Consider the following 11,438-nt stretch of genomic DNA (forward strand, 5'->3'; position numbering starts at 1 on the left):
AAGACCTCCTTGCTTCTTTTCTTATTATTTTTGTGTTGCCTCAATTTGCTTTAATTCATCAAGTATCCATGTCTTATAGTCCTTACCGGCAGGCAATGTTTCAGTCACTTTAATGACTGGAACGTGATGCTTGTTTGCCAGTTTTACCATTTTCTCAACGGTAGGACTCATTTCTTGACTATTGCTGACAAAGAAGGCGATTTTTTTCTTTTCAATATCCTGTTGCATTTGCGCGATATCTTTCGGTGACGGATCTGATTCTTCCTCCACCGCTTGTTCGAAGTGGTTATTTGCCACTTTATAGCCGAGCGCTTCAAGCATATAATCAAATACAGGCTCTGAAACGTCAACTAATTTATTATCCGATTTTTTACTAAGTTTTGCAACTTCATCTTTAATTGGTTTCATCGAAGCTATATAGTTTGCAGCATTGTCTTTATAGTCATCAGCGTTAGCGGAATCTAGCTTTGCGAGTTTATCAGCAAGATGATTGGCTAACGCCGGCATCGTGTCCGGCTGATACCATAGGTGTTCGTTGTCGCCATCTTTCTTATTCATGACATCTTCGCCGACACGAATCACATTGCCCGACTTTTGATTGGATACAAGTTTCTCCATCCAGCCGTCGTAGCCAATGCCATTATAGATCACAAGCTTTGCGGAGCTGACCGCTTTCGCTGTCTGAGGTGTCGCTTCAAAATCATGGGGATCCATGTTTGGTTTATTAATAATCGAGGTGACCGATACATGATTTCCTCCAACAGCCTTTGCTACCTCCCCATAAAAATCTTCAGCCGCGACAATACTAATCGTGTTGGATGATTTATCATCAGAAGCTGGATTATTGCCACATCCGGCTAACAACCCGACTAATAAGATCATAATCCCCATAAGAAAAGCTACTTTTTTCGATCGTCGTTTCATCATCTTGTTTTGTTCCTCCTATTTATCTATGTATATAAACGTAATGATTACGATTTGACAACAAATATAAATAGTAAAGATTACGTTTTATTTTGTCAAGCTGTTACCAGCTTGCTTTCCTTACACCCGGAATTTGACCTTTATGGGCATAGTCACGAAAAGCAATACGTGACATATCAAATTTACGCATATAGCCATGAGGGCGGCCGGTCAAAGGGCAGCGATTGTGCAAGCGTGTCGGTGATGAATCACGAGGAAGCTTGGCAAGCGCCGCATAATCCTTTTTTTCTTTCAACTCGCGCCTGAGTTCCGCATACTTCGCAACAAGAGCTTCGCGTTCCAGTTCTTTTACTACTTTAGACTTTTTAGCCATAAAAATGTTCCTTTCTTTTTTAAATCGTAATAATTACGTTTTGCACTATCTATTAAAACACCAATTATCTAGAAGTGCAAGTCGGAACCTGCAGAAAGACAGCTGCAATGGTTCTAGCATCGCTCATTTGACATAGGGTAAAAACAGAGCAATCACTTTGTTGCTGTGTACAAATACCAAGTATTCCAAAAAGGAGACAAGCCATCTTGACTACTTCCTACTCCAAACGCATCAGCCATCCCATGACCATTGTCTTTTTTCTGTTTTTCTTTATTTTGGTTTTCTTTTCAGAAAAAACAGCAGGCATAGCACCAAAACAGATTCCAACGCAGTTTTATAGTTTTAATACCATTTTTCTAAGTATGATCATTGAATCATTGCCCTTCATACTGATCGGGGTTGTGGTTTCTGTTGTGATTCAAACATTCATTAATGAAGATTTTGTCCAGCGTTTATTTTCGGGTCGCCGTCTGATCGCCATGATTCCCGCGGCACTGACCGGCCTTCTCTTTCCTATTTGCGAGTGCGCCATCATTCCGGTCATCCGCAGCCTGATCAAAAAAGGACTGCCTCAGCATCTTGGCATTGTCATGATCACGTCGATTCCAATTCTTAACCCAGTCGTTTTTCTATCCACCTTTTACGCTTTCCAGAACAATCCCATCATTTTATATGCCCGCATGTCGGTCGCCCTGCTCGCTTCGCTTCTCATCGGCAGCGCGGTATATTTTCTGTTTCGAAATACATCAATAATAAAAGGAGCCGCGCGAAGCACAAACAATGTCATCACTTGGCAATCCTTTTATGAACATGCGCATCACCATCATCATCATGATCACGAACGTTCCCAGGTACACAATCTGCTCTTGCATATAAGCAATGAATTCTTTGATACCGCCAAATACTTTATTTTTGGCGCGCTAATCGCCAGTTCCTTCCAGACTTTCTTTAATCAGCATTTGCTCACCTCCATCGGCTCAAATCCGGCACTTGGACCTGCTTCAATGATGGGACTTGCCTACCTTCTGTCTGTGTGCTCAACTTCCGACGCATTTCTTGCCTCTTCATTTACCAGTATGTTCTCGCCTGGAGCAATTACTGCTTTTCTTGTCTTTGGCGCGATGTTGGACATCAAAAACACAATGATGATGCTTGGTTCCTTCAAGTTCCGTTTTGTACTTGTTTTCTTTCTACTAACGATAACAACCGTTTATATTCTAAGCCGACTAATGGATTTTCTCGTGTGAGGGTGACAAACTATGGATGAACAACGAAATGCATTTCATCACTATCTCCGAGGGATTGTGCTTGGGGGGATTGCTCTATTCCTCTTTCGACTGGCAGTGTACGGCGATCTCAACTATTACTTGTCTCCCAAACTGGTTATCTATACAAATATAAGTATTGCGGTGCTCGCTTTGCTCAGTCTTGTTCATTTTATCGTGCCGCCAGAGAGCAGCCATGATCACGATCACTGCAACGATTGCGGACATGAGCATCCTCTCCCTAAACGCGGTTTGCACACGCTCATTTTCTTTTGTCTCTTTTTCTTTCCGGTGCTTACCGGATTTATTTTTCCCAACCACACCTTAGGCAGCGATGTCGCGGCAAATCGTACCTTCAAACAAGCGTCACCAGTAAAAACGCAAGGGCAATCGTCAAATTCCGGCAATCGTGCAACACCTGCGGGCAGCTTAAGGAATCCGATAAGCCAAAAGCAATTTAATTCACTCAAGAAAAAGTTGTTAAAGCAGAAGACGATAATTGTGGACGATTCGCGTTACACCTATATTTTAACTATGCTTGAGCAGGATCCTCGTGCGTTCAAAGGCAAACAATTGATGCTGACCGGCTTCGTCTACCGAGACCAGCATGTCGCTTCTGATGAGATCATCACTGCGCGCTTCGATATTTCATGCTGCATTGCTGATGCATCCGTGTATGGTGTCCTGACGAAGGGGAACGTTGCTACGCTAAAAAAAGACAGCTGGGTGCGTGTCAGCGGCACAATTGATACAGCCAAGCACGCAGGCGCCGCACGTGTTCCGGTACTCACGAATACGCAAATTAAACCAATCAAAGAACCGGATCACCCCTATGTTTATGACAACGGTATCCTGCTCGATTGACTTTTATTTTAGGAGAATGGTCGCCTTTTCATTAACTTCACTGAATCGTATATTATAATAGGTATGAACGAATAAAGAAGATCGCTAATCCTCTGGAGGTATGAATCGTGAAAATCGCAATGGCAAGTGACCATGCCGGTTATGAATTGAAAGGTGAAATCAAAGCTTGGCTCGAAAATGAAGGACATGAAGTCATCGATTTCGGAACAGACAGCAAGGAATCGTGTGACCTATCTGATTACATTTACCCTGCATCGCTCGCAGTCGCCAAAGGTGAAGCCGATCGTGGCATTTTTGTCGATGGTGTCGGTTACGGAAGCGCGTTGATTGCCAACCGCATCTACGGGTTGAACGCGGCCGTTTGCCAAGACCCGTTCTGCGCCAAACTTGCTCGTCAGCACACAGACAGCAATGTACTCTGTATCGGTGGAAAAATTATCGGTTCCGGTATCGCGCTGGAAATTGTCAATGTCTGGATGCACACGGACGTACTCAGTGGCATCGAAAAATATACAAATCGAATTAAGAAAGTACAAGCTATTTCTGAGAAGCACTTGAAAAAACTTTCAGAAATCTGAGAGCCCTCCAATCAATAGGCCAATCAAAACAGTCTCCTTCACGGGGGCTGTTTTTTTGCTCGTTTGTTTCCCATTTAATTGAAAAAAACCTACACTATCCCCTTAAAAATGTAACTTAAATTTAATGTTTGCACGCATATTGAATACGCTTTTTAAGTGTGTTATAACATATTCTGCTTCTTAGTTTCTCTTCGATCCGGAACTGAGCCGGAGCAAAGGCAAGAGATAATCAAGTAGCTTTTTTTGTGTGGAATTTTTGAATAACTCCGCAGATCTGTTAAGCCAAATTTAATAGTCCTGCGTAAGAATAAACACGTAAAAGGTCGATTCATTCGTCTTAATTATTACTGTGTTACATCCTTTTTGCATTCGCATGATTGCTCTATGACAATCACAACTTAATCACGAAAGGGAACGAACATCCTATGTTAACCAGTGAAAAGGGAGAGAAGAAACTGATGACGAAAATCAGAGACAGCTATTTTGATAACGCCAAATTCTTCTTAATCTTGCTTGTTGTTTTCGGACACAGCTTGACAAATCTTAAATCCGACATGCCTGTGATTTATTCACTTTACACGTTCATCTTTATTTTCCATATGCCTGCGTTTATTCTTATTTCCGGATTTTTCTCCAAGCACTTCAACAAGCAGGGCTATGTGAAAAACGCAATTAAAAAGACGGTCATTCCCTACATGATCTTTCAAATTATCTATTCTTACTTTTATTACGTGACCGGCTACACCAAAGTTTTAAAAATTGATCTAGTGTCGCCGCATTGGACCTTGTGGTTCTTGATCAGTATCCTGTTTTGGAAGCTGATGATCATCCCTTTTTCAAAGCTCGGAAAATTCGGTTTTCCCGTCGCACTCCTAATTGGCGTATGCGCTGGATTCTTTGACACAATCGGAACGGATTTTAGCGCGTCCCGTACACTCGCTTTCTTCCCCTTCTTCTTTCTTGGTTACTTACTGAAGAAGGAACAGTTTACGACTTTTTTGACACGCACACCGGTTCGAATTGGGGGAATAGCCGTTTTAACCGGCGTCTTCCTTGCCTGCCATTTCATCTTCCCGAAGGATCTTCAAGATTGGGTCCTCTATGACTCATCCTATCGAGCCTTCGGATTAACAGCTGTGCAAGGCAGCCTCATTCGCCTTGCTGTTTACAGTGTAGCTTTACTGACGATCTTTGCATTCATGTCACTGATTCCGAAAAAACAGTTCTCATTTACAGCACTCGGAAAAAACACCTTGTATATCTACCTGCTTCACGGATTCTTCATAAAAACAATTGTTCTGTTACCCATTTACGACAGCATCCAAGACCTGTATCAATATTCGTTCTTGTTCGCCGCATCGCTGGCTCTGTGCTACCTGCTTGCAAGCCGTCCGGTACGCCGCTTTACCGAACCCATTGTTGAGATTAAAATGCCGCATTTGCAGCACTAAGAATCAACAATAAAAAAATGATGAAAACTCCGAGCGCTGCCGGAGTTTTTTGATTGTACAAAAAAGTTGAAGCTATACTTAGATATCGAACCTTTTTGGTATTGGAGGAATGGATGTGCTATCTTTTAGTATGGGCAATATTATTTTTCAGCTGATTGTTATCCTAATTCCAGTTGTTATCACCATCTTGATCATCATTTTTTTGATTAAAAATCTGCTCGTCCATTCACCTGAACGAAGAAACAAAGAAATTCTTGATAAGTTGGATGAGATCAGCAAGAAACTGGATCAACGAAAATAGAGCAAGTTGGAAACGCCGCACTCTTCATTTGCGGCGTTTTTCTTTTGGGAAGAATCCTCGGTCGTTAGCGTGGATAATTTACCCTTCACAGTAAATACAGACCTTGTAGCCTAAGAAAATTCATAACTGGACTCTGCTCTCGCGCTTATTTATGCATTGATCTCTGATTTTCGTGCATTGGGCCTTGGTTTTCGTGCATGACTTCGGCTCGAGCTCTTATTTATGCATTGATCTCTGATTTTCGTGCATTGGACTTTGGTTTTCGTGCATTGATCCCTATTTTTCGTGCATTGAATTTCAGTTTTCGTGCATAGACTCCGCTCGCGCTCTTATTTATGCATTGATCTCTGATTTTCGTGCATTGGACCTTGGTTTTCGTGCATTGAATTTCAGTTTTCGTGCATAGACTCCGCTCTCGCTCTTATTTATGCATTGATCTCTGATTTTCGTGCATTGATCCCTATTTTTCGTGCATTGAATTTCAGCTTTCGTGCATGGACTCGACTCGCGCTCTTATTTATGCATTGATCTCTGATTTTCGTGCATTGGAGTTTGATTTTCGTGCATTGGACCCTATTTTTCGTGCATTGAACTTCAGCTTTCGTGCATGGACTCCGCTCGCGCTCTTATTCTGATTCTTCGTTAAGAATTTGAGAGTCTTCGTTACGGTTTGGGACTCCTTCGTTACGAGTTTTGGCTCATTCGTTACGAATTTCGTGCATTGAATGATCAAACTTTCGTTTATGCGCATTCCCTTTTCGTATGCGCTACCTATCCAAAAATTGTGTGTGCATCTCCCGCCTACGATTCAATTTGATCTGAAAAAAGCAGGTGGATTCGCTCCACCTGCTTCTCTCTTCTATTCATTTGATCTGTTTTGGTCAAGCCTTTGGAACAGGGGTAACTCTGTTCTTGATTTCCTTCAAAATATCCGCTTTAAACGTCTCATAGGCGACCGTTTTTGAATCCTGTTCGCCGTATTTACGGACGTTCACTGCGTTTTGTTCGATTTCCTGATCACCGATGACGAGCATGTATGGAATCTTGTGCGTCTGTGCATCGCGGATCTTGTAGCCCAACTTCTCGCCGCGCAGATCAGCATGAGCGCGAATACCAACCTTTTTCATGTCGGTCACAAGCTTCTTGACATAGTCAATGTGCACATCGGCAACCGGAATCAGCTGCACTTGCGTTGGCGCAAGCCAAGTTGGGAACGCGCCGGCGAAGTGTTCGATCAGGATGGCAAAGAAACGGTCAAGCGATCCGTATACCGCACGGTGAATAACGACCGGACGTACCTTTTCGTTATTTTCATCAATATACGTAAGGTCAAATTTCTCCGGCATCTGGTAATCGAGCTGAATCGTGGCACACTGATGTTCACGTCCAATGGCATCTTTAATATGGAAGTCAATTTTTGGACCGTAGAATGCGCCGTCGCCTGCGTTGATCGTATACGGCTGATTGATTGCCTCAAGCACACGCTTCAGACCTGCTTCTGCCTGCTGCCACATTTCCAAGCTACCCATATGATCTTCAGGCATGGTTGACAGTTCCACTGTATATTTGAATCCGAATGTTTCGTAAATCTTGCCGATCAATTGGAAAATATTCTTGATTTCACTTTCAATCTGATCCGGACGAACAAAAATGTGCGCATCATCCTGGCAGAACGTACGAACACGCAGCATACCATTCAGCGCGCCGCTCAGTTCGTGGCGGTGAACCTGGCCGAATTCTGCAATACGAATCGGCAGGTCGCGATAGGAATGCAAGGTATCCTTATAGATCAACATGTGCCCAGGGCAGTTCATTGGCTTGAGCGCATAGTTGACGTCATCCACTTTTGTGAAGTACATGTTCTCATGATAGTGATCCCAGTGGCCTGAATTTTCCCAGAGTCTCTGATTCATCATCAATGGCGTGCGCACTTCATCATAATCCACTTGACGCTGTAACTCACGCGAAAAGTTTTCTAGCTCGGTACGAATAATTTGTCCGTTCGTCAGATAGAACGGCATGCCCGGTGCTTCTTCAGAGAACATGAACAGTTCCAATTGTTTGCCCAGCTTACGATGATCACGTTTCGCAGCCTCTTCAAGAAAATGGAGATGTGCATCCAGTTCTTTCTGCTTTAAGAAGGCGACGCCGTAAATACGCTGCAGCATTTGGTTATCGCTATTGCCGCGCCAGTAAGCTCCGGATACATTCATCAACTTGAATACTTTAATCTTGCCGGTTGACGGAAGATGCGGTCCGCGGCAAAGATCAACATACTCACCTTGTGAATAGATCGTGATCGTCGCGTCTTCCGGCAAATCACGGATCAATTCAAGCTTCAGGTGATCGTTTAATTTTGTGAAAAGATCAATGGCTTCTGCGCGGCTGACTTCCTTGCGAACGATCGGCAGATTTTCGCTGACGATCTTTTTCATTTCTTTTTCGATTTTTGGAAAATCTTCTTTAGACAACGAATGTTCCATATCGACATCATAATAAAAACCGTTCTTAATAACGGGACCAATGCCTAATTTAACATCAGGATAGATACGCTTTAGTGCCTGGGCTAATAAATGTGCGCTGCTGTGACGCATGATTTCCAAGCCATCTTCCGAATCCAGCGTAACGATTTCTACAGCCGCGTCTTCCTCAATCGGCCGGGTCAAGTCGTACAGATTACCGTTGACCTTGCCTGCAACAGCTTTTTTCTTAAGACTGGAACTGATTGATTCTGCGACTTGTTCCGCAGTAACGCCCTTTGGAAATTCCCGAACAGAATCATCGGGAAAGGTTAATGAAACAGATGACATGACTTTCACTCCTTTAAAAAATAGAAAACACCCGTCTCCAATAAGAGACGAGTGTTTAAGCTCGTGGTTCCACCCTTGTTCCGCAACCCGCACGGGGTCACGGCACTTGATCAGATAACGGCTGTGCCGTCAGCGGCTACTCTAATTTCACCGCTGAAGCTCGAAGGCGGTAAGTCATTGTGCCCCGTTAGGAAGTTCGCAGCAAGCCTTCCCTCTCTGGCAACGATCACAACGGCCCATGTCCTTTTCAATGCTTGTATACTTTAGTGCTTTTAATGCTTTTATTGTATGCGTTTCGATCAAGAAGTGCAAGTATCCATGTGACGGTATTTATTTAAATGAATGAGTAAACGTTTCTGCGTGAATTTTTATTACCTTAATAAAAATTTATTTGATTTTTATGATACCTGGTGTTAGTATTTACTCACACTTTACTCAAGTGAATTATTATTACATATTCAGGAGGCACAATCATGTCGTTTTTACTTTGCTTTCTGGCAGTCATGCTCTTCATGCTTATTGGGGAATGGGTGTCAACTGCGTCGAAAGCTTATATTCCATCTGTTTTCGTTTCAGCCGTTCTATTTATCCTCGGCTATTGGACCTTTATTCCTAAGGATGTTGTCACTCAAGCATCTTATAACACGGAATTCGTTCAGATTTGCATTGCGCTCTTATTGGTACACCTTGGAACGCTGATGAATTTGAAACAGCTTATTGCTCAGTGGAAAGCTGTTGCCATTGCATTGCTCGGCGTCTGTGGAACCATACTATTAACCTTGACCATCGGCTCTCTCATTTTCGATTGGCATACAGTCGTTGCCGCTGTTCCTCCGCTGACCGGTGGACTTGTTGCTGCACTCTTGATGACGGACGGACTTAAAGCTGCCGGAATCACTACCCTGGTCGCACTTCCGGTTTCCATGTTCATCACGCACAGTCTGATCGGCTACCCGATTACATCGGCCATGCTTAAGAAAGAAAGCCGTCGCCTGCTGAAGAACTTCCGTGACGGCGGCATTAAACTCGATCCTACTCGTCAGCGAATGATGATGCAAGGACCGGGAAGCGCTAGTACGAAACGCATTTTCGGTCTCGCGGATGACTATCAAACTTCTGCATTTATTTTGGTACGTGTCGCGCTCGTTGCCATTCTCAGTCTTTACGTTGCTCAGCTGATGCATGGCGTGATCAACTCATTTGTCATCTGTCTGATCTTCGGTGTCATCGCGCATCAATTCGGATTTCTTGAAGACAACGCTTTGAATCGTGCGGGCGTGTTCAACTGGCTGATTTACGGTTTGCTCGCCTACGTATTCTCGCAACTGAATCTGACAACGCCGGCAATGCTCGGTCATATCATAATTCAGATTGTTGTATTAATTATTCTTGGTATACTAGGAATGTATCTCGCATCTCTTATTCTCGCAAAACCGTTTGGCATGAGCCGGCCTATGGCATTCGCGTGCTCACTTACTGCGCTGTTTGGTTTCCCTGCAGACTACATATTAACCACCGAAGTTTGCAAAAACAATTCAAGCACATCGGACGAAGAGGAATACCTTCTCGAAAATATTCTTCCGAAAATGCTCGTTGGCGGTTTCGCAACAGTCTCGATCGCTTCAGTCATCATTGCTTCAATCTTCCTTAAATTAATCTAAAACGTTAAAAGGAGAGAAACATTTATGGCAAAAACACTGTATCAGAACTTTTCACTTTTTGATGGAACGAAAGATCACTTTGAGACTGACGCTTATTTTGTCGTCGACGATGAAACAGGAAAAATTGTGGAAGCAGGAACAGGCTCATCAGAGGCAGACCGAACCGTTGATCTTGAGAACAAATTCGTTATGCCGGGCATGATTAACGCGCATACTCATATCACCTCCGACGTATCTGGAAAACTCGAACCGCTCGGATCACCGAAGCTCACGCCGATTATTGCGACCAAAATTGCACTTGATAATTTGGCAGACCTTGTGAAACACGGGGTCACCTATATTCGCGATGTCGGCGCTGATTTTGATGTCGACATCGAACTTTCAAAACTTGAAAAAGGCGGGCATATCCTTTCCCCGGGTATCTGCGCGTCCGGGCGTCCGCTCGCCATGACCGGCGGCCATTTCTGTACAATCGGCTATGAGGTGGACAGCCCTGATGAAGCCCGTAAAGCGGCGCGTCAAGCGCTGAAAAATGGCGCGGATAATATCAAATTGATGGCAACCGGCGGTGTCTCTTTCGGCGGCGAATCTCCTGACGACGTTCAGTTAACTGAAGACGAGCTGCGTGCCGCAGTTATTGAAGCGCATCATAAAGGAAGAACCGCGAACGCACACGCTCAAGGAACAGAAGGCATAAAAAACGCGGTACGCGCTGGTGTTGATTCGGTGGAACACGCCTTTTATCTCGATGACGAGGCCATTCAAATGTTTCTTGATAAAGATACATTTATCGTTCCTACCTTAATCGCTGTTTATGGCATTTCCGATCGCGGTGCGGGACAAGTCCCTGATTTCATGCTGGATGTTGCTCGTGAAGTAAAGAAAGCTCATATGGAGAGTATCGGCAGAGCCGCCAAAGCGGGCATTAAACTTGCAATGGGTACCGATGCCGGAACGCCGAATAACGACTTTAAGAATGACTCTGCATTCGAACTTGAACTCATGGTTGAAGCCGGATGCACGCCGCTTCAAACGCTGCAGTCAGCAACCATCAATGGCGCGCAGCTGCTGAAGATCGACAACGAATACGGAACTCTTGAACCAGGAAAATACGCGGACTTTATTGTATTAGACAGCAATCCGCTGGATAACATTAAAGTTGTACAGCAAGACAAGCGCGTCTTTAAAAAGGGAAAAGAAATCAAGTAAAC

General features: G+C 43.8%; 10 protein-coding genes and 1 other annotated feature. Of the genes, 7 read left to right on the plus strand and 3 right to left on the minus strand.

The window, feature by feature from the left end:
• Positions 1–24: 24 nt before the first annotated feature.
• Together BM003_RS11030 and rpsN are read right to left on the minus strand one after the other, a co-directional pair.
• The gene (locus BM003_RS11030) at positions 25–927 is read right to left on the minus strand and encodes a metal ABC transporter solute-binding protein (protein ID WP_245734228.1); all 903 of its coding nucleotides are present in this window, start codon (positions 925–927) and stop codon (positions 25–27) included.
• A 100-nt stretch (positions 928–1,027) separates the two neighbouring features.
• Positions 1,028–1,297, minus strand: a complete 270-nt coding sequence (gene rpsN / locus BM003_RS11035) for a 30S ribosomal protein S14 (protein ID WP_093673039.1) — start codon at positions 1,295–1,297, stop codon at positions 1,028–1,030.
• Between the two features lie 206 nt (positions 1,298–1,503).
• Between rpsN and BM003_RS11040 the strand changes: the two genes are divergently transcribed.
• The 5 genes from BM003_RS11040 (at position 1,504) to BM003_RS17390 (ending at position 5,756) form a co-directional block, all read left to right on the plus strand.
• Positions 1,504–2,544, plus strand: coding sequence for a permease (locus BM003_RS11040; protein WP_093673041.1), 1,041 nt, complete (start codon positions 1,504–1,506; stop codon positions 2,542–2,544).
• A 12-nt stretch (positions 2,545–2,556) separates the two neighbouring features.
• Complete coding sequence (locus tag BM003_RS11045) at positions 2,557–3,426, plus strand: TIGR03943 family putative permease subunit (protein WP_093673043.1); 870 nt, start codon at positions 2,557–2,559, stop codon at positions 3,424–3,426.
• Positions 3,427–3,533: 107 nt separating this feature from the next.
• The gene (locus BM003_RS11050) at positions 3,534–4,004 is read left to right on the plus strand and encodes an RpiB/LacA/LacB family sugar-phosphate isomerase (protein WP_093673045.1); all 471 of its coding nucleotides are present in this window, start codon (positions 3,534–3,536) and stop codon (positions 4,002–4,004) included.
• Positions 4,005–4,462: 458 nt separating this feature from the next.
• A complete protein-coding gene (locus tag BM003_RS11055; RefSeq protein WP_177184756.1) occupies positions 4,463–5,455 on the plus strand; it encodes an acyltransferase family protein in 993 nt (330 codons plus the stop codon).
• Positions 5,456–5,570: 115 nt separating this feature from the next.
• Positions 5,571–5,756, plus strand: coding sequence for a hypothetical protein (locus BM003_RS17390; protein ID WP_143128457.1), 186 nt, complete (start codon positions 5,571–5,573; stop codon positions 5,754–5,756).
• Positions 5,757–6,637: 881 nt separating this feature from the next.
• Here BM003_RS17390 and thrS read toward each other — a convergent pair.
• Complete coding sequence (thrS, locus tag BM003_RS11065; RefSeq protein ID WP_093673051.1) at positions 6,638–8,566, minus strand: threonine--tRNA ligase; 1,929 nt, start codon at positions 8,564–8,566, stop codon at positions 6,638–6,640.
• A gap of 40 nt (positions 8,567–8,606) precedes the next feature.
• Positions 8,607–8,826: a binding site (T-box leader), on the minus strand.
• A gap of 213 nt (positions 8,827–9,039) precedes the next feature.
• Here thrS and BM003_RS11070 point away from each other — a divergent pair.
• Entirely contained in the window at positions 9,040–10,227 is a 1,188-nt protein-coding gene (locus tag BM003_RS11070) for a hypothetical protein (protein ID WP_093673053.1), read from the plus strand.
• A gap of 24 nt (positions 10,228–10,251) precedes the next feature.
• Positions 10,252–11,436, plus strand: coding sequence for a metal-dependent hydrolase family protein (locus BM003_RS11075; RefSeq protein ID WP_093673055.1), 1,185 nt, complete (start codon positions 10,252–10,254; stop codon positions 11,434–11,436).
• Positions 11,437–11,438: the final 2 nt, after the last annotated feature.

Origin of the sequence: Sporolactobacillus nakayamae (genome assembly GCF_900113325.1) — a bacterium.
Classification (GTDB): domain Bacteria; phylum Bacillota; class Bacilli; order Bacillales; family Sporolactobacillaceae; genus Sporolactobacillus; species Sporolactobacillus nakayamae.